Below are 22,926 nucleotides of genomic sequence, written 5' to 3' on the forward strand. Positions count from 1 at the left end.
TTTCAATCTCCAAAACGACAACGGCCCCGCACTGCGCGGGGCCGTTGAGCCGCATCTCCCTTGTGGGAGAGAAAAGCGCTACTCCGCCGCGAGCTGTTTGTCTTCGTGGCTCTTCGGCGTGACCATGGCGGAGATGATCTGCTGCAAGTCCGCGCGGCCAATCGGCGTGCCGGCATCGTCAGTAACAATGGTGCTCGACTGGCGGGCATCCGTCATGATCCGGGCTGCCGCTTCCAGAACCGTGCCGCCGGGCAGGGCAAGCCCTTCGCTCGGGCCGGAGACAGGACCCATGATCGTATCGAGACGGATCACGCGGCCGCGGTTCACTTCCTTGACGAAGGCGGAGATGTAGTCGTCGGCCGGTTGCAGGACGATCTCCTGGCCGGTGCCCTGCTGGATGACTTCGCCGTCGCGCAGGATCGCGATCTTGTCGCCGAGCCGCAGCGCTTCGTCCAGATCGTGGGTGATGAAGACAACCGTCTTCTTCAACTCCTGCTGCAGGTCGAGAAGCACTGTCTGCATGTCGACGCGGATCAGCGGATCGAGCGCCGAATAGGCTTCGTCCATCAATAGGATGTCGGCGTCGTTCGAAAGCGCGCGAGCAAGACCGACACGCTGCTGCATGCCGCCGGACAACTGGTTCGGATAGTGGCTTTCGAAGCCGGAGAGACCGACGCGATCGATCCAGCGGCGACCGATATCCTCGCTCTTCGAACGTGGAATCCCTTGGATATCCAAGCCGTAGATAGTGTTTTCCAGCACGGTGCGATGCGGCAGCAACGCGAACTTCTGGAAGACCATCGCCGTCTTGTGGCGGCGGAACTCCCGGAGCTCCAGAGGGTTCATCCGACAGACATCGACACCGTCATACAGCACTTCGCCCGACGTCGGTTCGATCAGCCGATTGATGTGGCGGATCAGCGTCGACTTGCCGGAGCCGGAAAGACCCATGACGACGGTGATGCCGCCACCCGGCATCTGGATGTTGATGTCCTTGAGGCCGAGCACATGGCCATGCGTCTCGTTGAGCTCCGCCTTCGACATACCCGCTTTCACCTGATCGATGAAAGCCCCGCCGTTCGGCCCGAAGATCTTGTAGAGATTGCGGATCTCGATGTCGTGACTAGCCATGGACCACCTCCGTATGGCGCTGAAGACGCTTGCCATAGGCCTGGCTGGCGCGGTCGAAGATGATGGCGATGGCGACAAGCGCGAAGCCGTTGAGGAAGCCGATCGTCAGGAACTGGTTGGAGATCGCCTGCAGAACGTTCTTGCCGAGCCCACCAACACCGATCATCGAGGCCACCACGACCATGGCAAGTGACATCATGATGGTCTGATTGATGCCGGCCATGACGGTCGGCAGCGCCAGCGGGATCTGCACGTTCATCAGCTTCTGGCTTGGCGAGGAACCGAAGGCGTCGGCTGCTTCCAGCACTTCGCGGTCGACGAGCCGGATGCCGAGATTGGTCAGGCGGATCATCGGCGGCACAGCATAGATCACGACCGCGATCACGCCTGGCACCTTGCCGATACCGAAGACCATGACGACGGGGATCAGATAGACGAAACTTGGCAGCGTCTGCATCACGTCCAGGATCGGATTGACCAGGGACTGTGCACGATCAGAACGCGCCATCATGATGCCGATCGGAATACCGATGACGATCGCGAGCAGTGTCGAGACGGTGACGATCGCGAGCGTGATCATCGTGTCTTCCCAGAGCCCGACGAAACCGATGAACAGCATGCCGATGACGGTGATAGCGACGATCCGCATGTTGCGGCTGGTCAGATAGACGATGAGCACCATCGCAGCCAGGAAAATGAACCAGGGCGTGTTGACGAACAACGCCTCGAGCCAGTTCAGGAAAAGCTGCAGTGGATGCGTGACGGCATCGATCACGTTGCCATAGGCACGGACGAAGCCCTTGAAACTGTCGTCGATACTTTTGCGCGCAACGCGCATGACCGTATCGTCGATTTCCGGAAACCTGCACAGCACTTCGGGCAGGTAGTTACATAAAGTCGAAGCCATCTCGTTCCCCTTGTCGACCCTCGCACTTTATGACGTTTGAAACGCTGCGATGGGCCCTGACGGCGATGCCATATTCCCGAGTGAGAGGCTAATCGAGTTCCGGAAGGGAATTCATGCCGTCTGCGACGTCGGGAGTCGTTTGAATGGCGTGATGCGGCATGCCGCTTCGCAGAAAGCGCGGCGGGCCGAAGCCCGCCGCATGGTTGCAGACAGTTCAGGCTTAGAGAGAAGCCTTGATCTTTTCGGCGACCTCAGGGGCGACCCAGGTCGTCCACATGTCCGGATAGGTTTCGAGGAAGTGCTTGGCGCCATCTTCATTGGTGCCCTGGTTTTCTTCCATCCAGGCGAGAACCTTGCCGACGGTCGCGTTGTCCCACTTGCGGGTCTTCACGTAGTCCATGGCAACGCCGGCCTTTTCAGCAAAGCCCTTGGTGACGACCGTGTAGACGTCGGACACCGGATAGGCATTCACCTTCGGATCGGCGCAATCCGGAACGGCCGTGCAGGCATCCCAGTTGGCCTTGTCGTGCTCAACGCCGAAGGAGAGCTTGACCATTTCGTACTTGCCGAGGATGGCGGTCGGAGCCCAGTAGTAGCCGAGCCAGCCCTTCTTGTTTTCAAAGGCGTTGGCGATCGAGCCGTCGAGGCCGGCAGCCGAGCCGGTGTCAACAAGTTCAAAGCCCTTTTCCTTTGCGCCAAGCGCACGGTAGAGGTTGGCGGTCGAAACCTGGCAGTTCCAGCCCGACGGGCAGTTGGTCACGGCAGCCTTGGTCGGATCTTCCGGAGCCGGGAAGAGATCGGGACGCTTCAGCGCGTCTTCGACGGTCTTGATGTCTGGGTTGGCATCAGCGATGAATTTGGGGATCCACCAGCCTTCAACGCCGCCGTCCGAGAGCAGCGGGGCAGCCTGGATAAGACGGCCTTCGGCAATTGCCTGGTCGAGAGCGGTGCGCACGGCATTGACCCAGAATTCCGGAGCCATGTCCGGCTGGCCCTTTTCATTCATCGAGGCGAAGGTCGGCATGGTGTCACCGGTGACGACGGTCACGGTGCAGCCATAGCCGCTTTCCAGGATGATCTTGTCGACATAGGCAGCGACGCCGGCCGAAGCCCAGTTCATTTCTGCGATGGAGACATCGCCGCATTCGGCAGCCTGGGCGGACCCGGCAACTGCGTAAAGGCCCGCGGCGAGAAGTGTGGAAGCAAGGAGCTTCTTCATGGAGTTAAGACCTCCCAGTCTTATCTTGCAGCGTTCATCGGAAAGGGCAGGGACGGCTACTGCGCACCGCTCTGCCAATTTGCTCTTCACAGCGAATGGTGACCGGGGCGCGTCTCGCCGGCTCGCCATTCATGTGACCGGGCCTTGTCATGAGGGGCTGATTGCCCTGTCGACCGCGTGTCACGACCATCAGCCTACGTCTTTGGTTCTGAAAATCAACCTCTCGCCGCAGCCAACGGGTCCGGTGGTCGCCGCCCCAAGCCATTGGTGCGACTGATTTTGCCGCATTTCGGCTCTGGCGCGAGCCTTGGTCGCCCAAGGGACGGGCAGTTGTATCCGGCGGATCAGAAGCTGGGGAGGGTCGCCCTCTCACGTGAGACTTAACGTGTCTCAACTGCGTCAATATGACGGGCGTTTGCATGCTCGGAGGCACGCACAAAAAAATTTGAAAAAATGCGATCTGGCCCCGATCGATAACGATCCAGTAACGTCTGTAACGATAGATGGAGGGGCCGGCGCGTTACTGTCGGTTGCGCCCCGGATCGAGTATCGCGTACCGGGGCGTTTTGTTATTCTGGCGCACCTGCTCCGCAATCGAAGGTCTGATGGACCGCCGCATTCCAGGTGCCGAAGTGTCGATCAGACCTTGGCGGCCTTGATCGGATTGCGAACTTCCCAACGGGCGACAGGCTGACGCTGCGGTGCACGACCGTTCCAGGCGATGGCGAGGCTATTGCGGTTCTGCAGGATGTAGAGCATGGGTGTTTCCTAGGGTGCTGCGCCTCTTCGGGGCGCTGATTTCGAGCCGCAGATAATCACTTCGGAGACGCTGCGCCAGAGCGCAAACCGTCATGACGCGTCGCAAATGACAAACTGCGCACGAAAGGCCCGCGACAGGCTGCCGCAGTGTCGCATTTGCAGTAACCTTGGTGGCAAGATCGCGGCAAAACCATGAAAAACAGGCGATCTATGCCGAGGCGGAAACAGGACAGGATGCGATGACACGGACGATCATGTTGCAGGGGACAGGGTCTGATGTCGGAAAGACGATACTCGTCGCAGGACTCTGCCGGCTGGCGTCTAATCGTGGCCTGAAGGTCGCCCCTTTCAAGCCGCAGAACATGTCCAACAATGCGGCCGTTTCCGATGATGGTGGCGAGATCGGAAGGGCCCAATGGCTTCAGGCGCTCGCGGCCCGAACGCCCTCCTCGATCCACATGAACCCGGTCCTCTTGAAGCCGCAGAGTGAAACCGGCAGCCAGATCATCGTGCAAGGCAAGGTGTTCGGCCAGGCGAAGGGGCGCGACTATCAGCGCTTGAAACCGCAGCTTCTCGGAGCGGTCCTCGAAAGTTTCGCAACCGTCAGTGAGGGCCGCGACCTCGTGATCGTCGAAGGCGCGGGATCGCCGGCTGAAATAAATCTGCGTGCCGGCGACATCGCCAATATGGGCTTTGCCACCCGTGCCAAGGTTCCGGTCGTGCTCGTCGGCGACATCGACCGGGGAGGGGTGATCGCCTCGCTCGTCGGCACGCATACCATTCTGCCCGACGAGGATCGCGCCCAGATCGTCGGCTATATCATCAACAAGTTCCGCGGCGATGTCAGCCTGTTCGACGACGGAATTTCCGCGATCGGTGACTTCACCGGTTGGCCCTGCTTCGGCGTGATCCCCTGGCTGAAAGCGGCAGGCCGGCTACCCGCCGAGGATTCGGTCGTGCTGGAGCGGCTGGCCAAGGGGAATGGCGGAGCTCTGAAAGTCGCGGTTCCCGTCCTGTCGCGCATCGCCAATTTCGACGATCTCGATCCGCTCGCAACCGAGCCGGAAGTCGACCTCGTCTACATCAGGGCCGGTGATCGACTGCCGCCCGATGCGGGACTTGTCGTTCTGCCGGGTTCCAAGTCGACCATTGCTGACCTGGAGGAGTTCCGCGCCAATGGCTGGGACCGTGATCTCCAGATGCATCTGCGTCGCGGCGGCCGGGTCATCGGCATCTGCGGCGGTTACCAGATGCTCGGCCGAAGCGTTGCAGACCCCCTCGGCCTCGAAGGCGCACCCCGCACGGTTGAAGGGCTCGGCCTCATCGATGTGGAGACGGTGATGGCCGCAGAAAAGACAGTGCGCAATAGCAAGGCCCACTCGCTTGAGCACGACGTTCCGCTGTCAGGCTACGAGATCCATCTGGGTGTGACCGAAGGGCCTGATACCGTGCGGGCGCCCATCGAGATAGACGGACGCCCCGATGGCGCATCCTCCGCTGACGGACGGGTAATCGGGACCTATCTGCACGGATTGTTCTCCAGCGACCCCTATCGCCGCAAGCTGTTGGAAAGCTTTGGGATCGAAGGCGGCGGAAAGAGCTACCGTGCCATGGTCGACGAAGCGCTCGATGAACTCGCCGCCGAGCTTGAGACCCGCCTGTCGCGCGATTGGCTGACGCAACTGCTGGGCTGATTCTATTGTTTCTTGAAAGAGCAGGCGGCCCATTCACCTTCTCAGTCTCTGGTAGGTGAAGACCGCAGAACAAAACACCAGGCCGAAATGACAGATGAAAAAGTTGGCCGTCCGGACACGGATGACCAAGACGTCAGATTAATGCGCCTCAGTCACATCCATTGGCGATGCCATCAGCTCGCCGCCGCCCAACGAATTGTTCGAGTATTTGAAAGCGAGAATGCTGAGCACCGAGGCGACCAGCAGGATGAAGATGTAACGCATTGTTTTTTGCTCCTGCCTGAAGCTCTTGAACGAGATTGCGGCAAAAGCAGTTCCGCTCGACAGACTTTTGGGCCCAAGCAACCACCGAAGCTCAGCACTTGTTGCTGATCCGCAACAAATTGGGCTTCAGCCCGTCGCGACTTCGGTCGGCGACGCCGTCAACCGCCTGGTTCCGAGCGAATTGTCCGAATGTTTGATCGCCAGAATGCTGAACACTGCCGCGATCATCAAGAATACCATCACGCGCATGGGCTACCCCTAGCCAGAACATGGCTCAGAATAGAACAATGCGATTGGAGATCGGCTAAGCGGATCGTTACAATCTGAATGATCTGGCGGAAATTCTGAACAGTGGTGAGAGCGCAGGGATTCGAACCCTGGACCTACTGATTAAAAGTCAGTTGCTCTACCGGCTGAGCTACGCTCTCCCGTGCGGATTTTGCGCCGCCTCAAGAAGTGCGCGGAACATATGCAGGTGACCCCGACCGGTCAACCGCAAAAATGCAGTTTGCCAAGCAAAATTCAGCCCCGTTGTCGCAGCTTACGCATTGGTGATTGGCAAGCATGGGGTTGCGGGATTAGGAAGGGCCCGGTTCGGGTTCCGGAGTTGATCGTGTCGATTGCCGATATTTCCTTTTTCAGCGCGCTTCTGGCCGGAGCCTTGTCCTTCCTGTCGCCCTGCGTGCTGCCGCTCGTGCCGCCCTACCTCTGCTACATGGCAGGCATTTCGGTCGACCAGTTCCGCGATGGCGAGCAGGCTCAGAATGCCGCTGCCCGTCGAACCGTGCTCCTGACCTCGCTGGTCTTCACCCTGGGCTTCGCAACCGTCTTCGTCTCGCTTGGGGCAGGGGCGTCTACGATCGGCGGCCTCTTGCGCCAGCACATGGATATTCTGTCGAAGATTGGTGGCGCAATCATCATCGTGATGGGCCTCAATTTTCTCGGCGTCTTCCGGCTTGGCCTGCTGTCCTCGGAATATCGATTCGCAGGCGGTGGAAAGCCGGCAACACTGTCGGGCGCCTATGTCATGGGGCTGGCTTTCGCCTTTGGCTGGACGCCCTGCATCGGACCCGTCCTTGGGGCGATCCTCGGCGTGGCCGCCTCCAAGGAGACCGTCGGTGACGGTGCCCTGCTGCTTGCCATCTATTCGCTCGGTCTTGCCGTACCCTTCTGGATCGCAGCTGGCTTCTCCGGCGCCTTCATGCGCTTCCTCACCCGTTTCCGCCGCCATCTGGGCCTGGTGGAGAAGGCTATGGGCGCGCTCCTTGTCCTCACAGGCCTCGCCTTCATGTTCGGCTACATCACGGACCTGGCGATCTGGTTCCAGCAGACCTTTCCAATCCTCTCGCAAATCGGCTAAGTCGCGACAGGGCGCAGTTTCGCGCTCCGAGGGAGAAAGCCCATGGCGGATATCGTCGCGCTGGTCCTGCCGTTCTTCGGCCTGATCCTGATTGGCTATGTATCGGGCAAGCTCGGCGACCATTCTGCCCAGGCACTCGGCTGGCTGAATTTCTTCGTCATCTACGTCACTCTGCCGGCGCTCTTCTTCAAGCTCGTGTCGCGCACGCCGATCGAAGAATTGACGCGCATCGATTTCATCGCCGCCTGTCTTGCTGCCACCTATTCCATCTTCGTGCTGGTCTTCGTCATCGGCCGCTATGTTCGCGGTAACAACATCGCCGAATCGACGGTGCAGGCGCTGGCCGGCGCCTATGGCAATATCGGCTACATGGGCCCAGGCCTCTCGCTGCTTGCCTTTGGTGAAAAGGCAGCCGTCCCGGTGGCGCTGGTGTTCTGCTTCGAAAACGCTGTCCACTTCATGGTCGCGCCGGCGATGATGGCCTTTGCCGGTGGCGACAAACGGCCGCCCGCGCAACTCGCCTTCGATGTCGTTAAGAAGATCCTCACGCATCCCTTCATCATCGCGACCCTCATCGGCTTCCTCGCCGCAGCGCTTGCATTCGAACCACCGCTCGCATTGCAGCGCCTGATCGACTACCTTGCCCAGGCTGCCGCCCCATGCGCCCTGTTTGCAATGGGCGTGACGCTGGCACTGCGCCCGTTGAAGCGCATTCCGGCCGAGATCGGCTACATCGTGCCGATCAAGCTCGTGCTGCACCCCGTGCTCGTTTATGTCGTCTTGAGTTTCGTCGGCAATTTCGACCCGCTCTGGGTCTATACTGCGATCCTGCTCGCCTCGCTGCCGACGGCGACAAACGTCTTCGTCATCGGCCAGCAATATGGCGTCTGGCAGGAAAGGGCGTCCGCCACGATCCTGATCACCACGGTGATTTCGGTCTTTTCCGTCTCTGCGCTTCTCTTCGCCATCACCCAGGGTTACTTACCTGCGGACCTTTTCCCGTAGCATCGAAGGCAGGTTCTTGAGCCCCCGCCCGGGTGCCACCCCTTCTTGCATCACGAGGTTGCGCAAAGGCGCAATACTGGCCAGCACCTGAAGACCGGCAGCCCGGAGCATCTGCACCGGCAACAGGCCCGACAGCAGCGAGCGGTTGAGCAGGTCCACACTCGCCGTCCGGCTGGCGATATCAATCCTGCGTTTGCGGTCGAATCGGTCGCCACAGTCGGCTGCAATCGGCGCTGCACTGTGATCGATCAGGATCTCCTCCAGAGCTGCGATGTCGCGCAGGCTCAAGTTAAGGCCCTGGGCGCCGATCGGCGGGAAGGCATGGCCTGCTTCGCCGATAAAGGCAGCGCGCCCCTTGCCGTACTGGCGAGCCGTCATGCCCGAAAGCGGCCAGGCCTGCACGCCGGCTTCCACCGAGACCTTGCCGAGCATGGACTGCATGCGCCCCTCGACTTCCGTCGAAAGTTGCTCTGATGAAAGCGATGTCAGCCTCTCGGCCTCCTGCGGCGTCACCACCCAGACAAGGCTGGAACGCAACCCTGGAAGGGGAACCTGCGTAAACGGTCCCGATTCGGTGTGGAATTCCGTCGAGATATTCTGGTGCGGCAGCGTGTGAGTGAAATTCATCACCACGGCGGTCTGCGGATAGGACCAGGTCTTCACGCCGACCCCGGCGCTTTCGCGGGTCTTGGACTTGCGGCCATCAGCCCCGATCACGAAACCCGCGGTCAGTGGCTCTTCACCCTGAATGCCGATCGTCACTGCATCGGCGCCAACATGGATCGTCTCAGCAGCACCAGGCTTGCGCGTGATCAAGGGCTCCGCCGCCACGGCTTTCGACAGTGTTTCAAGCAGAGCCGAATTCGGGGTATTGTAACCAAAGGCATCAAGTCCGATCTCGGCGCTTCGGAAGGCGACAGTGGGCGCACGCAGCAGCCGTTTCGTCCCATCGATGATCTGCATCACCTGGAGCGGTGCGGTCCGGGTGCTCAACTCCTCCCAGAGGCCAAGCCGCTCCATCATAGCGAGCGACTGGTCCATCAGCGCGGTCGTCCGACGGTCGGAACCGTCAGGCTCGGGTCCAACGAGTACGACGCGTCTCCCTCCACGGGCCATGGCGATCGCCGCGATCTGACCGGCCGGCCCGGCGCCGATGACGGCGATGTCGAATTCGTAGGTCATGGTCAGGATCCCGATTGTCTTCTCTGTCATAGTATCTAGATCCCGATCACGACAAAATCCATGGGCCCAAATGGCGCAGTCGTATGAAACGCCTGCCCGCGAAAAGCGGGCATAGACCGCCACTTGTGTTGCAAACTGCGTCGTTTCGTCCGATACCGTTTCCTCCGAAATGCCGCCGACTGGAGCAAGGATGAAGATCTTCAACTACAAGCGGGTGCCTTATGCCGAGATCCGCGCGTTCTCGGTCCATATTCTGACCGCTTCCGGATCCTTTCTTGCCTTTCTCGGCGTTGTCGCAGCAGCCGAACGGCGTTTCGTGGACATGTTCTGGTGGCTGGGCCTGGCGCTTCTCGTTGATGGCATTGATGGACCGATCGCCCGCAAGGTGCGTGTGAAGGAAGTACTTCCCAACTGGTCCGGCGATACGCTCGACAACATCATCGACTACGTCACCTATGTTCTACTGCCGGCCTTTGCGCTCTATCAGAGCGGCATGATCGGAGAGCCCTGGTCCTTCGTCGCCGCCGGCCTGATCGTCGTGTCGAGCGCGATCTACTACGCCGACATGGGCATGAAGACGGACGAGTATTTCTTCTCCGGTTTCCCCGTCGTCTGGAACATGCTGATCTTTACGCTCTTCGTCATCGATGCCAGCGCAACGACGGCCCTGATCGTGGTTCTCGCCTCCGTATTCCTGACATTCCTTCCGATCCATTTCCTTCACCCCGTGCGGGTCAAGCGGCTGCGGACGGTGAATATGGCGGTCTTCCTGCTCTGGTGTGCCTTCGGCGGATATGCGCTCCTGTTGCATTTCCAGTCGCCCCCCTGGGTCGTCTGGGGTACGATCCTGACCGGCCTTTACCTCTATGCCATCGGCGGCGTGCTGCAGATTTTCCCGGCCCTGGGGCGCCGGGACTAAAGCTCGGCCGTGATGGCTGGGCAAAACCAAAAAAAACTTTTGCCTATATATTGTGCGCTGCCGCAAACCGGTTATGAATTGAGCGGCGGACCGGGCGCAAGACCCGGCCGGGACGCATCGCAATGCAAGAGGGACCTGTGCCGCAACAACCGCCCGAGGGTGACAAGCCGCTACTGACCGTGCGGGGCCTCACGAAGCTGTTCGGCAGTTTCAAGGCCTGCGACGGCATCGATCTCGACATCGGCCATGGCGAGATCCATGCGCTTCTCGGCGAAAATGGCGCCGGCAAGTCGACCCTGGTGAAGATGCTCTTCGGCATTCTCGCACCGTCTGTCGGCACGATCGGATGGGAAGGCCAGGAGAGGATCATCCCCAATCCAGCCGCCGCCCGCCGTCTCGGCATCGGCATGGTTTTCCAGCACTTTTCTCTGTTCGAGGCGCTGACGGTCGCGGAAAACATCGCTCTGTCGCTCGACGAGAAGATCTCCATCTCCGAATTGTCCAAAAAGGCTGCCGAGCTTTCGGCCGCCTACGGCCTGCCGCTTGATCCGGGCGCCCATGTCGCCGATCTCTCGGTCGGCGAGCGCCAGCGCATCGAAATCGTCCGCGCACTGCTGCAGAACCCCAAACTCATCATCCTCGACGAGCCGACTTCGGTGCTGACGCCGCAAGAGGCAGACAAGCTGTTCGAGACGCTGTTCAAGCTGAAGGCGGAAGGGCGCTCTGTCCTTTATATCAGCCACCGTCTCGAGGAAGTGCAGCGCATTTGCGACCGCGCGACCGTGCTTCGTCACGGCAAGGTGACCGGCGCTTGCGATCCGCGCCAGGAGACCCCGGCCTCGCTCGCCCGCATGATGGTCGGTGCCGATGTCGCCGGTGTCGAAAAGGTCGAGCCGCCCGCAGACGGTGCCATCCAGTTGCAGGTCACTGATCTCTCGGTCAGCCCGCGCACGCCGTTTGCCATGCCGCTCAAGAATGTCTCGATGACGGTGAAAGCGGGCGAGATCCTGGCGATCGCTGGTGTTGCCGGCAATGGTCAGAGCGAGCTGTTCGACGCACTCTCCGGTGAATACCCGGTGCAGAGCCCCGATGCGATCCGATTGCGTGGCAAGTCGGTCGGCCGTCTGGGGATCAACGAGCGGCGCCTTCTCGGCGGCGGCTTTGTGCCCGAGGAGCGCCACGGCCATGCGGCCATTCCCGCCATGAGCCTGTCCGAAAACCTTTTCCTGTCGCGCAACGCGTCTGACCGGAGCGCCTATCTCTCGGGCGGCAAGATCGGCCTCATCCGCCATGGTCTCGTCCAGCAGGCGGCCCGTCGTATCTCCGAGATGATGGACGTGCGCAAAAGCGGTGATGATCCGGCAGCCGGCTCGCTGTCGGGCGGCAACCTGCAGAAATTCATCGTCGGCCGCGAACTCGATCGCCAGCCCTCCGTGCTCGTCGTCAACCAGCCGACCTGGGGTGTGGATGCAGGTGCTGCTAGCCGCATCCGGCAGGCGCTGGTCGATCTGGCCAAGTCGGGCTCGGCAGTCGTCGTCATCAGTCAGGACCTCGACGAGATCTTCGAAGTGGCGACATCGATCGCCGCCATTTCCGAAGGCAGGCTGTCCGACGCCTATCCCGCCTCGACCATGACCCGCGAACGCATCGGCATCCTGATGGGCGGCGTCCACGGTCTCCAGACTGCCCCGGAGGCGGCCCATGCGCATTGAACTTGAACGCCGCTCCCGCCAGTCGAACCTCTTTGCGATCGTCTCGCCGCTTCTGGCATTGGCGCTCACCGTCTTCTTCGGCGGCATCATGTTCGCGCTGCTCGGCAAGGACCCGGTCTCCGCCCTTTTCAGCTTCTTCATCGAGCCATTGCTCGAGGTCTGGTCGTTGCATGAGCTTGCGGTCAAAGCCGCACCCCTGATCCTGATCGGCGTTGGCCTGTCCGTCTGTTATCGCTCGAACAACTGGAACATCGGCGCCGAAGGCCAGTTCATCGCCGGTGCGATCGTCGGCTCCATCCTGCCGATCACCTTCTATGAGTGGACCTCGCCGCTCCTCCTGCCGCTGATGCTGGTGATGGGCGCGATCGGTGGTGCCGCCTATGCCGCGATCCCGGCCCTGTTGAAGACGCGTTTCAACACCAATGAGATCCTGACCAGCCTGATGCTGGTCTATATCGCGCAGCTTCTCCTCGACTGGCTGACCCGCGGCATCTGGAAGGATCCAGCGGGCTACAACTTCCCGCAGTCGCGCTCTTTCGTGTCAGAGGCCGTGCTGCCGGAGATCCTGTCGTCCGGCCGCGCCCATCTCGGCATCGTCTTCGCCCTGATCGCGGCCGTCGCCGTCTGGTTCATGATGCGCTACACGCTGAAGGGCTTTCAGGTCGTGGTGCTCGGCCAGTCCGAACGGGCAGGGCGCTTCGCCGGCTTCTCGTCCCGCAAGATGGTCTGGTTCTCGATGATGTTCTCGGGCGCGCTGGCAGGCCTTGCCGGCATTTCGGAAGTCTCCGGCTCGATCGGTCACCTGCAGCCGACCATTTCACCGGGTTACGGCTTCACCGCCATCATCGTCGCCTTCCTCGGTCGCCTCAATCCACTCGGCATCATCGCCTCCGGCTTCGTGCTGGCGCTCACCTATCTCGGCGGCGAGGGCGCACAGCTGTCGATCGGCGTCTCCGACAAGGTGACCCGCGTCTTCCAGGGTCTGCTGCTGTTCTTCGTACTCTCCTGCGACACCCTCATTCTCTATAAAGTGCGCCTCGTATTTGATCGCGCCCGCAACACGGCTTCGAAGGGTGCGTGACGATGTTTGAAGCCATCCTTCTGACCATCATCACGGCATCCACACCTCTGGTGATCGCCGCCATGGGTGAGCTCGTCGCCGAGCGCTCTGGTGTGCTCAACCTCGGCGTCGAAGGCATGATGATCATCGGCGCCGTCTGCGCCTTCATCGCCACCAACATGACCGGCTCGCCCTATATCGGCGTGCTGGCGGGCATCGCGACAGGCGCTCTGTTCTCGCTTCTCTTCGGTTTCCTGACGCTGACCCTGGTCGCGAACCAGGTCGCGACTGGTCTTGCGCTAACCATCCTCGGCCTCGGCGTTTCCGGCATGGTCGGCGAAAGCGTGGTCGGTGTGCCGGGCGTCAAGATGCAGCCGATCGTCATTCCGCTCCTCTCCGATATCCCGGTCATCGGCCCGATCCTCTTTGCCCAGGACCTGTTCTTCTACCTCTCCATCCTCCTGGTGGCTGGTGTGAACTGGTACCTGTTTAAGAGCCGCTCCGGCTTGAAGCTGCGCGCCATCGGCGACAGCCACGGCTCGGCCCACACGCTCGGACTTCCGGTCATCCGCACCCGCTATCTCGCCGTGATGTTCGGTGGCGCCTGTGCCGGCCTTGCCGGTGCACAGCTGTCGCTCGTCTATACCCCGCAATGGGTGGAAAACATGTCTGCCGGCCGCGGCTGGATCGCGCTCGCCCTCGTTGTCTTCGCCGCATGGCGGCCTTGGCGGGTTCTCGCCGGCGGCTATCTCTTCGGCGCGGTCACCATCGGCCAGCTCCATGCCCAGGCTCTTGGCATCGGTCTGCCCTCGCAATTTCTGTCCGCATTGCCCTATGCGGCGACCATTGTGGTGCTGATTATAATCTCCCATAATCGCCGCACGACGCTGATCAACACGCCAGCCTGCCTCGGCAAGCCGTTCGTGCCGGATAGATAATCAAAACAAAAGCTTCAACCTAACCAGACAGGGGTACATCATGAAGAACATCCTCCTCGCGCTTGCCGCTTCGGCAGCCGCCATCGTCGGCGTCGCGGCACCGGCCGCCGCTCAGGACAAGACGAAGGTCTGCTTCGTCCACGTCGGCTCGAAGACTGACGGTGGCTGGACCCAGGCCCACGACATCGGCCGCCAGCAGCTCCAGGCCCATTTCGGCGACAAGATCGAAACGCCTTACCTCGAAAACGTGCCGGAAGGCCCGGATGCCGAGCGCGCGATCGAGCGCATGGCCCGCTCCGGCTGCGCCCTGGTCTTCACGACCTCCTTCGGCTTCATGGACGCGACCCTGAAGGTCGCCGAGAAGTTCCCGGATGTGAAGTTCGAGCATGCGACCGGCTACAAGACCGCTGCCAACGTCGCGACCTACAACTCGCGCTTCTATGAAGGCCGCTTCATCAACGGTCAGATCGCCGGCAAGATGTCGAAGACCGGCGTCGCCGGCTACATCGCCTCCTTCCCGATCCCGGAAGTCGTCGCCGGTATCAACGCGTTCCTGCATGGCGCACGGACCGTCAACCCGGAATTCAAGCTGAAGGTCATCTGGGTCAACACCTGGTTCGACCCCGGCAAGGAAGCTGATGCCGCCAAGGCTCTCTTCGACCAGGGCGTCGACGTGCTCACCCAGCACACCGACACGACCGCTCCGATGCAGGTTGCTGAAGAGCGCGGCCTGAAGGCATTCGGCCAGGCCTCCGACATGATCGCCGCCGGCCCGACCGCGCAGCTCAGCGCCATCGTCGACACCTGGGCACCTTACTACATCAAGCGCACCCAGGCCGTGATCGACGGTACCTGGTCCTCCGCTCAGACCTTCGACGGCCTGAAGGACGGCATCCTTTCGATGGCGCCCTACACCAACATGCCTGACGACGTGAAGGCGATGGCAATGGACACGGAAGCCAAGATCAAGTCCGGCGAACTGAAGCCCTTCTCCGGCCCGATCAACAAGCAGGATGGTACGGCCTGGCTGAAGGAAGGTGAGTCGGCAGACGACGGCACCATCCTTGGCATGAACTTCTACATCGAAGGTGTAGACGACAAGCTTCCGCAGTAAGTTTTGCGGATCAGACTTGCGGAAAGGGCGCCTTCGGCGCCCTTTCTTTTTAGCCTTCCCGTGAATAGGAAAATTCTTGAGTACTCACTTCACGATCTTTGCTGTTTCATATAACAAGCCGTCCCAAGGTACAGTGGGGACGGGTGACGGATGCGCAAGGATGAAGTTCGGGATCTGAAGATCGTCACGAATCTCCGCACCAGCCATGCCCGCGTGGTCGATCAGCTTGGTCTGGCAATCGTCGGCGGGCAGTTCGATATCGGTGAACCTTTACCCGGCGACACCGAGCTGGAATCGCAGTTCGACGTGTCGCGTTCGGTCCTGCGAGAAGCGATGAAAACGCTGACCGCCAAGGGCCTGGTCGTCGCAAAGTCACGCGTCGGCACCAGGGTGACCGATCGCTGCCATTGGAACCTCATCGACGAAGACGTTCTTCGCTGGCATTTCAAGGCTGGCGTCACCCGTGAATTCATCGACCACCTCTATGACGTCCGCCTGGTCTTCGAGCCGGCTTCTGCCGCTTACGCCGCCCTGCGCGCGACGCCCGAGGACTGCGCCGAATTGCGGCGCTATGCAAACCTGCTCGGGTCGGAAGATCTCGACTGGCAGAGCCAGGTGGAGGCAGATCTGCGTTTCCATGTGCTGCTCACCCTCGTCGGCGCCAATCCCTTTCTCGAAAGCATGATCGGCTTCTTGAAGGCCGCCCTCGACGGCGCCTTCACGCTGGCCTTCGACCCGAAACTGGCGGGGCGGGGCGAGTCGATCATCGAGACGCATCTCGCGATCGTCGATGCCATCGAGAAGAAGGATGCGGATGCTGCCCGCGCCGCAACCGAGAAAGTCGTCCAGCTCGGCCGCATCACGGCCCTGAAGGCCGCCGACGCGGCCGCCAATCGGAGCTGAGGGCAACGCCGGTCTTGCAGCCCTGCGTCTCGGGCGTTAGTGAGAATCGCGTTTCTCATGCCCGGAGCCATCCATGACCCGCACATGCCTTGCCATCGTCCTTGCTGCCGGCGACAGCACCCGGATGAAGTCCTCGATGTCCAAGGTGCTGCATCCGGTCGGCGGCCGCCCCATGATCGCCCACGTGATGGCGTCGATCGCAGCCTCCGGTGTCTCGGATGTGGCTCTGGTTCTCGGACGTGACGCGGAGAAGGTAGAGGCGGCCGCGAAGATCGGCGAACTCGCTGTCGAAAGCGTCCTGCAGATCGAACGCCTCGGCACCGGCCACGCCGTACTCATGGCCCGTGATGCAATCGTCCGCGGTTATGATGAAATTCTGGTCGCCTATGGCGACGTTCCCCTGATCACTGCTGCCCCGCTGAAGGCTGCCCGTGAAGCGCTCGCAGGCGGTGCGGATGTCGCGGTCATCGGCTTCCACACGAAAAACCCCGCGGGGTATGGCCGGTTGCTGGTAGAAAACGGCGAATTGGTCGCGATCCGGGAGGAGAAGGATGCGACCGAGGCCGAGCGTGCCGTCACCTGGTGCAACAGCGGCCTCATGGCCATCAACGGGCAGAAGGCGCTCGACATCCTGAGCCGGATCGGCAACAGCAATGCCAAGGGCGAATACTACCTGACCGACCTCGTCGAGATCGCCCGTTCGCTCGGCGGCAAGGCCGTCGCCGTCGATGCGCCAGAAAGCGAACTGACCGGCTGCAACAACCGCGCCGAACTCGCCGTCATCGAGCGCCTCTGGCAGGAGCGCCGTCGCCACGAGCTGATGGTCTCCGGCGTGACGATGATCGCACCGGAAACGGTCTTCCTCAGCCATGACACGGTCATCGGTCAGGATGCCCTGATCGAGCCGAATGTCGTCTTCGGCCCTGGTGTCACCGTCGAGGGCGGCGCCGTGATCCATGCGTTCTCTCATCTGGAAGGCGCCCATGTGTCCGCCGGTGCCACTGTCGGCCCCTTCGCCCGCCTGCGTCCCGGCGCCAACCTTGCCGAAGGCTCGAAGGTCGGCAATTTCTGCGAAGTGAAGAAGGCCGAGATTGGCAAGGGCGTCAAGGTCAATCACCTGACCTATATCGGCGACGCCGTGGTGGGTGCCGAAACCAATATCGGCGCCGGCACGATCACCTGCAACTATGATGGCGTGAACAAGCACGAGACCCGGATCGGGGCAGGTGCCTTCATCGGCTCCAATTCATCTCTCGTAGCCCCCGTCTCGATTGGCGACGGTGCGCTGATCGCCTCCGGCAGCGTGATCACCGAGGATGTGCCAGCCGACGCACTCGCCTTCGGTCGTGCCCGGCAGGAGATGAAGCCCGGCCGTGCCGCCGTCATCCGCGAGCGCAATCTGGCAATCAAGGCTGCCAAGAAGTCCGGCAAGTAAGAGCGCCAAACCAAACTTCACCGCTTGTAATGCTGCGTTGCATTACGAGACGAAACGCAATTTGACCTTAGGTGCGATTGCCTATTGCGGCGGAACCGCTAGGAACAGTCCGCGTGATGGATATGAAACGGAGAATTGCATGTGCGGCATCGTGGGCATCGTCGGTAACAAGCCCGTAGCGGAGCGTCTCGTCGACGCCTTGAAGCGGCTCGAATATCGCGGCTATGATTCTGCCGGCGTCGCCACCATCAACGACGGCAAGCTCGATCGCCGTCGCGCCGAAGGTAAGCTCTTCAATCTCGAGACCAAGCTCGCAGGCGAACCGCTCCCAGGCAATATCGGGATCGCGCATACCCGCTGGGCAACCCATGGCGTGCCGAACGAAACGAATGCCCATCCGCATTTCGTCGATGGCGTCGCGGTCGTCCACAACGGCATCATCGAGAATTTCTCCGAGATCAAGGAAGAGCTCGCGGCCGAAGGCGCCGTCTTCACCACGCAGACGGACACCGAAGTCGTCGCCCAGCTCTTGGCCAAGTATCGCCGCCAGGGCCTTGGCCGCCGCGAAGCCATGCACGAGATGCTGCGCCACGTGACCGGCGCCTACGCGCTCGCCGTCATCTTCCAAGACGATCCCTCGACGATCATGGCTGCCCGCTCCGGCCCGCCGCTCGCGATCGGCTTCGGCGATGGCGAGATGTTCCTCGGCTCCGACGCGATTGCGCTCTCTCCTTTCACCAACCGCATCGCCTATCTGCATGATGGTGACTGGGCCGTGATCGGCAAGCAGGGCGCGCACATCTTCGATATCGATGGCAATCCGGTCGATCGCCCGGTGCAGATCTCCTCGGCCAGCGCCTACATGATCGACAAGGGCAACCATCGCCACTTTATGGAGAAGGAGATCTACGAGCAGCCGGAAGTGATCTCCCACGCGCTGTCGCATTACGTCGACTTCGCCAATCACACTGTTCGGGGCGCGGCAAACGAGATCGATTTCGCCAACCTGCGCGGCCTCGCCATCTCAGCCTGCGGCACAGCCTATCTGGCCGGCCTGGTCGGCAAATACTGGTTCGAGCGTTACGCCCGCCTGCCGGTCGAAATCGATGTCGCCTCGGAATTCCGTTACCGCGAAATGCCGCTGTCGAAGGACCAGGCGGCCCTCTTCATCTCTCAATCAGGTGAGACCGCCGATACGCTCGCCTCGCTGCGTTACTGCCGTGACAACGGCCTGAAGATCGGTGCTGTGGTCAACGTCAAGGAATCGACGATCGCGCGCGAATCGGATGCCGTCTTCCCGATCCTCGCCGGCCCGGAAATCGGCGTTGCTTCCACCAAGGCTTTCACCTGCCAACTCGCCGTTCTCGCTTCGCTCGCGCTCGCCGCCGGTCGTGCCCGTGGCACGCTGACAGAAGCGGAAGAAAAGCAACTCGTGAAGAGCCTCGCAGAAATGCCGCGCATCATGAGCCAGGTGCTGAACGCGGTGCAGCCGCAGATCGAGGCCCTGTCGCGCGATCTCTCCAAGTTCAAGGACGTGCTCTATCTCGGGCGTGGCACCAGCTATCCGCTGGCGCTCGAAGGCGCGCTGAAGCTCAAGGAAATCTCCTATATCCACGCCGAAGGTTATGCCGCCGGCGAGCTGAAGCACGGCCCGATCGCCCTGATCGACGAAAACATGCCCGTCATCGTGATTGCACCCTTCGACCGCTTCTTCGAAAAGACCGTGTCGAACATGCAGGAAGTGGCAGCCCGCGGCGGCAAGATCATCTTCATCACCGACGAGAAGGGGGCAGCCGCCTCCAAGCTCCCGACCATGGCGACGATCGTTCTGCCCGTGGTCGCCGAGATCGTCTCGCCGATGATCTATTCGATCCCGATCCAGCTGCTCGCCTATCACACGGCCGTCTTTATGGGCACTGACGTCGACCAGCCCCGCAATCTCGCCAAGTCCGTCACGGTCGAGTGATCCCGGATCGGGGCAGGCCGCTGCCCCAATTCTTGCTCTTGCGCCCTAGGTGTCACTCCGGCATTGTCCGCAGCGTTACGGCACTGCACAATGACGGTGGGCATGACCGAAGGTTCTGACAGGATTTCGATGGCGACCCGGCTCAGGAACAACTTCCTGACCGGTTTGATCATTTGCGCCCCGATGGCGATCACCATTTACCTCACCTGGACCTTCATCCGCTGGGCCGACAGTTGGGTGAAACCCTATCTTCCGGATCGCTACAACCCGGAAGCCTATCTGAAGTTTGCCGTGCCAGGCACCGGGCTTCTCATTGCCATCCTCTTCATCACGCTTGTCGGCTTTCTCGGCCGAAACCTGATCGGCCGCTCGATCGTCTCCTACAGCGAAAACATCCTCAACCGGATGCCGCTGGTGCGTACCGTATACAAGAGCACCAAGCAGATCTTCGAGACGGTGCTCAAGGAACAGGGCAACTCCTTCAAGAAGGTCGGCCTCATCGAGTTTCCGCGGGCCGGAACCTGGGCGCTGGTCTTCATCTCGACGGATGCCAAGGGCGAGATTGCAGCTAAGCTCAACCAGGATGGCGAGGAAATGGTCGCCGTGTTCCTCGCGCCGACGCCTGTGCCGACCGCCGGATTCCTGATGTTCGTGCCACGCAGCAAGCTGATGCTGCTCGACATGAGCCCGGAAGAGGGTGTGAAACTCCTGATCTCTGCCGGTCTGGTGACGCCGGAATACAAGCCGACGGCTGCAGACGCCATGGCGGCGTTTCAGGACCTCGCGGCGGACGACCCGGTTGAGTCGCCCAAGCTTGCGGGCCGCTCCAAATAGCTCTTCCGTCACCCTGCATGCAGGAAGCGGATCGCTTCGTCGCGACGATGCAGATAGAGCAACGTCCTGACCGCCTCTCCGCGTTCGCTGGTGAGTTCCGGGTCTCGATCCAGCAGATAGGCCGCATCCTTGCGGGCGATCTCCAGAAGATCTCCGTGGTGCTCGAGGCTGGCGATCTTGAAGCCCGGCGTGCCCGACTGCCGCGTTCCCAAAAGCTCGCCTTCGCCTCTGAGCTTAAGATCCTCCTCCGCAATCAGAAAGCCATCCTCCGAATCGCGCAGGATCGAAAGACGCGCCTTGCCGGTCTCGCCGAGCGGTCCCTTGTAGAGCAGGATGCAGCTTGAGGCCTCGTCACCACGGCCCACGCGGCCGCGCAACTGATGCAGCTGGGCAAGACCGAAGCGTTCGGCATGTTCGATCACCATGATCGTCGCATCGGGCACATCGACGCCGACCTCGACCACTGTGGTCGCCACCAGCAGCCGCGTATCGCCGTTCTTGAAGGCGAGCATCGCGGCATCCTTCTCCGGCCCCGCCATGCGTCCATGCACCAAGCCGATCGGAGCCTTGATGAACTGCGCAAGCACCGCCTGCCGCTCCTCGGCCGACATCAGTTCGCTTTCCTCGGTTTCCTCGACCAGCGGGCAGATCCAATAGGCCTTCTTGCCCTCCGCAATGGCAGACCTCAGCCGTTCGATGACATCTGGTACGCGCTCGGTCGGCACGGTCACAGTCTGGATCGGCTTGCGGCCCGCGGGCTTCTCGGTAAGCTTGGAGACGTCCATATCGCCGAAGGCAGCCAGCACCAGCGTGCGCGGGATCGGTGTGGCCGTCATGACCAGCATATGCGGGGAGATGCCCTTGGAGGTCAGCCGCAGGCGCTGGTGCACACCGAAGCGATGCTGCTCGTCCACGACGGCAAGCGTCAGGTTCCGGTAGACCACGGCATCCTGGAAAAGCGCATGCGTGCCGATGACGATCTGAGCCTCGCCGGATGCGATCCGCTCCAGGATCGCCTCGCGCTCCTTGCCCTTGGTGCGCCCGGTCAGGACCTCGATCTTCAGGCCAGCCGCCGCACCGAGCTTGGCGAGCGTCGCATGGTGCTGCCGTGCCAGGATTTCCGTCGGCGCCATCAGCACAGCTTGCCCACCCGCCTCGACAGCGGCTGCCATGGCAAACAGCGCCACCAGCGTCTTGCCGGCGCCGACGTCACCCTGGACGAGCCGCAACATGCGCTGGTCTGTCGCCATGTCTTTCAGGATATCGTCGATCGCCGCCACCTGGCTGTTTGTCGGCGTAAAGGGCAGGGCAGCGCGGATCTTTCCGCTGAGTTCGCCCGTCGGCTTGATCGGGGTGCCCGGCACGCGTCTCAGCTTCTGCCGCACCAAGGCGAGCGACACCTGACCTGCGAGAAACTCGTCATAGGCCAGACGCCGCCGGGCGGGTGCCTGCGGGTCGATATCCTTCTCGTCGCGCGGATTGTGGAGAGCGACCAGACAGTCGCGCACACTGGCAAATCCCTGTTTGGCCGCGAGAGCCGCATCCGCCCATTCGGCAAGTTCCGGCATCTTCTCGACAGCGGATTCGACCGCCTTGCGCAACACTTTCGGTCCAAGCCCCGCCGTCAGCGGATAGACCGGCTCGACCAGCGGCAGGTTCTCCGCCTCGCTCGCCTTCACCATCAGGTCGGGATGAACCATGGATGGCCGACCGTTGAACCAGTCGACTTTCCCTGAGACCATGACGATCTCTTCGACGGGCAATGCCTTTTCCAGCCAGTTGCCCTTGACCCGGAAGAAGGTGAGCGCCAGTTCCCCCGTCTCGTCATGCAGGAAGATGCGGTAGGGCATGTTGTTCTTGCCCGGCGGGGGCGGCATGTGGCGGTCGACACGGCCCGTGATGGTGACGAGCGATCCCTGCTGAGCATAGGCGATGCCCGGCTGGTGGCGCCGGTCGATCAGCCGGTGCGGTGCGAGGAACAGCAGGTCGACGACCCGCGCATCCTCGGCATCCTCGCGCCCGAGCAGTGTGGCGAGAAGCTGGGCGAGCTTGGGACCGACTCCGCTGAGCGAAGCCACGGAGGCAAAGAGGGGATCGAGAAGATGGGGACGCATGATGGGGGCAAAATGCCTCGCAAAATGCCGGTTTGGCAAGCTGACATTTGCCGGTCGCTGCTCTATAGAGGCGCAAGAATTGGAAGGATGCCAAGATGACTGGACTGGTGAAAAGCAGTGCCGACCTCGATCCGCGCCGTCGGCGCATCCTGTTCCGCTGCTGGCACCGCGGCATCCGCGAAATGGACCTGATGCTCGGCCAGTTCTGCGAGGCCCATATCAGCGAGCTTTCCGACCAGGAACTCGACGAACTCGAGCATATCATGGAGGAGGAGGACAATGACCTCGTCCGCTACATCACAGGTGCCGATCCCGTGCCCGCCCATCTCCAGACGCCGCTCTTCGAACGCATAGCCGCCCTCCGGCCGGATTTCTCCCCGGTCACGGGCGAAGACACCACTGCAAAGTAA

Annotated in this window: 20 protein-coding genes and 1 tRNA gene; 13 read left to right on the forward strand and 8 right to left on the reverse strand. The window is 61.5% G+C overall.

Features of this window, described 5'->3' with window-relative positions; all coding sequences use genetic code 11:
• Positions 1–78: 78 nt before the first annotated feature.
• The 3 genes from C0V73_RS11145 to C0V73_RS11155 all read right to left on the reverse strand — a co-directional run bounded on the left by C0V73_RS11145 (position 79) and on the right by C0V73_RS11155 (position 3,257).
• Positions 79–1,131, reverse strand: coding sequence for a glycine betaine/L-proline ABC transporter ATP-binding protein (locus tag C0V73_RS11145; RefSeq protein WP_102020056.1), 1,053 nt, complete (start codon positions 1,129–1,131; stop codon positions 79–81).
• Positions 1,124–2,038, reverse strand: coding sequence for a proline/glycine betaine ABC transporter permease (locus C0V73_RS11150; RefSeq protein ID WP_102020057.1), 915 nt, complete (start codon positions 2,036–2,038; stop codon positions 1,124–1,126). Before C0V73_RS11150 ends, C0V73_RS11145 begins: the two co-directional genes overlap by 8 nt.
• A gap of 220 nt (positions 2,039–2,258) precedes the next feature.
• On the reverse strand, positions 2,259–3,257 hold the full coding sequence (locus C0V73_RS11155) for an ABC transporter substrate-binding protein (RefSeq protein WP_102020058.1): 999 nt from the start codon (positions 3,255–3,257) through the stop codon (positions 2,259–2,261).
• A gap of 998 nt (positions 3,258–4,255) precedes the next feature.
• Here C0V73_RS11155 and C0V73_RS11160 point away from each other — a divergent pair.
• Positions 4,256–5,710 (forward strand): cobyric acid synthase, encoded by a 1,455-nt coding sequence (locus C0V73_RS11160; protein WP_102020358.1) that lies wholly within the window; start codon positions 4,256–4,258, stop codon positions 5,708–5,710.
• Between the two features lie 138 nt (positions 5,711–5,848).
• Here C0V73_RS11160 and C0V73_RS23370 read toward each other — a convergent pair whose 3' ends face one another.
• From C0V73_RS23370 to C0V73_RS11165, 3 genes are all read right to left on the reverse strand, one after another.
• Positions 5,849–5,974 (reverse strand): hypothetical protein, encoded by a 126-nt coding sequence (locus C0V73_RS23370; protein ID WP_280950999.1) that lies wholly within the window; start codon positions 5,972–5,974, stop codon positions 5,849–5,851.
• Positions 5,975–6,100: 126 nt separating this feature from the next.
• Positions 6,101–6,223, reverse strand: coding sequence for a hypothetical protein (locus C0V73_RS23375; protein WP_280951000.1), 123 nt, complete (start codon positions 6,221–6,223; stop codon positions 6,101–6,103).
• A 103-nt stretch (positions 6,224–6,326) separates the two neighbouring features.
• Positions 6,327–6,402, reverse strand: a tRNA-Lys gene (locus tag C0V73_RS11165).
• Between the two features lie 185 nt (positions 6,403–6,587).
• On the opposite strand from C0V73_RS11165, the gene C0V73_RS11170 reads away from it, so the two are divergent.
• Positions 6,588–7,334: a cytochrome c biogenesis CcdA family protein gene (locus tag C0V73_RS11170; RefSeq protein ID WP_102020359.1), complete on the forward strand. Its 747-nt coding sequence runs from the start codon at positions 6,588–6,590 to the stop codon at positions 7,332–7,334.
• Between the two features lie 42 nt (positions 7,335–7,376).
• On the forward strand, positions 7,377–8,339 hold the full coding sequence (locus C0V73_RS11175; protein ID WP_102020059.1) for an AEC family transporter: 963 nt from the start codon (positions 7,377–7,379) through the stop codon (positions 8,337–8,339).
• Here C0V73_RS11175 and C0V73_RS11180 read toward each other — a convergent pair.
• Positions 8,316–9,521 (reverse strand): UbiH/UbiF family hydroxylase, encoded by a 1,206-nt coding sequence (locus C0V73_RS11180; RefSeq protein WP_102020360.1) that lies wholly within the window; start codon positions 9,519–9,521, stop codon positions 8,316–8,318. The two genes, C0V73_RS11175 and C0V73_RS11180, sit on opposite strands and share 24 nt — an antisense overlap.
• 190 nt (positions 9,522–9,711) lie before the next feature.
• Between C0V73_RS11180 and pcsA the strand changes: the two genes are divergently transcribed.
• The 9 genes from pcsA (at position 9,712) to C0V73_RS11225 (ending at position 20,402) form a co-directional block, all read left to right on the forward strand.
• Positions 9,712–10,440: a phosphatidylcholine synthase gene (gene pcsA, locus C0V73_RS11185; RefSeq protein ID WP_102020060.1), complete on the forward strand. Its 729-nt coding sequence runs from the start codon at positions 9,712–9,714 to the stop codon at positions 10,438–10,440.
• A 122-nt stretch (positions 10,441–10,562) separates the two neighbouring features.
• Positions 10,563–12,152: an ABC transporter ATP-binding protein gene (locus C0V73_RS11190; protein ID WP_102020061.1), complete on the forward strand. Its 1,590-nt coding sequence runs from the start codon at positions 10,563–10,565 to the stop codon at positions 12,150–12,152.
• Positions 12,142–13,233 carry an ABC transporter permease gene (locus C0V73_RS11195; RefSeq protein WP_102020062.1) on the forward strand — a complete coding sequence of 364 codons (1,092 nt, stop codon included), beginning with the start codon at positions 12,142–12,144 and terminating at the stop codon, positions 13,231–13,233. Before C0V73_RS11190 ends, C0V73_RS11195 begins: the two co-directional genes overlap by 11 nt.
• Positions 13,230–14,150 carry an ABC transporter permease gene (locus C0V73_RS11200; protein ID WP_102020063.1) on the forward strand — a complete coding sequence of 307 codons (921 nt, stop codon included), beginning with the start codon at positions 13,230–13,232 and terminating at the stop codon, positions 14,148–14,150. Before C0V73_RS11195 ends, C0V73_RS11200 begins: the two co-directional genes overlap by 4 nt.
• A 40-nt stretch (positions 14,151–14,190) precedes the next feature.
• Positions 14,191–15,264, forward strand: coding sequence for a BMP family ABC transporter substrate-binding protein (locus C0V73_RS11205; RefSeq protein ID WP_102020064.1), 1,074 nt, complete (start codon positions 14,191–14,193; stop codon positions 15,262–15,264).
• 150 nt (positions 15,265–15,414) lie between these two features.
• On the forward strand, positions 15,415–16,167 hold the full coding sequence (locus C0V73_RS11210) for a FadR/GntR family transcriptional regulator (RefSeq protein ID WP_102020065.1): 753 nt from the start codon (positions 15,415–15,417) through the stop codon (positions 16,165–16,167).
• A gap of 73 nt (positions 16,168–16,240) precedes the next feature.
• Complete coding sequence (gene glmU, locus C0V73_RS11215; protein ID WP_102020066.1) at positions 16,241–17,602, forward strand: bifunctional UDP-N-acetylglucosamine diphosphorylase/glucosamine-1-phosphate N-acetyltransferase GlmU; 1,362 nt, start codon at positions 16,241–16,243, stop codon at positions 17,600–17,602.
• Positions 17,603–17,741: 139 nt separating this feature from the next.
• Positions 17,742–19,568, forward strand: coding sequence for a glutamine--fructose-6-phosphate transaminase (isomerizing) (gene glmS / locus C0V73_RS11220; protein ID WP_102020067.1), 1,827 nt, complete (start codon positions 17,742–17,744; stop codon positions 19,566–19,568).
• Positions 19,569–19,670: 102 nt separating this feature from the next.
• Positions 19,671–20,402 carry a DUF502 domain-containing protein gene (locus C0V73_RS11225; protein WP_102020361.1) on the forward strand — a complete coding sequence of 244 codons (732 nt, stop codon included), beginning with the start codon at positions 19,671–19,673 and terminating at the stop codon, positions 20,400–20,402.
• A gap of 8 nt (positions 20,403–20,410) precedes the next feature.
• Here the strand turns inward: C0V73_RS11225 and recG are convergent, their stop codons facing one another.
• Positions 20,411–22,516, reverse strand: a complete 2,106-nt coding sequence (gene recG / locus C0V73_RS11230) for an ATP-dependent DNA helicase RecG (protein ID WP_102020068.1) — start codon at positions 22,514–22,516, stop codon at positions 20,411–20,413.
• Positions 22,517–22,611: 95 nt separating this feature from the next.
• Here recG and C0V73_RS11235 point away from each other — a divergent pair, with 95 nt between their 5' ends.
• Positions 22,612–22,926 (forward strand): succinate dehydrogenase assembly factor 2, encoded by a 315-nt coding sequence (locus tag C0V73_RS11235; RefSeq protein WP_102020069.1) that lies wholly within the window; start codon positions 22,612–22,614, stop codon positions 22,924–22,926.

It is taken from the genome of Rhizobium sp. TH135 (assembly GCF_002855515.1).
Lineage (GTDB): Bacteria > Pseudomonadota > Alphaproteobacteria > Rhizobiales > Rhizobiaceae > Allorhizobium.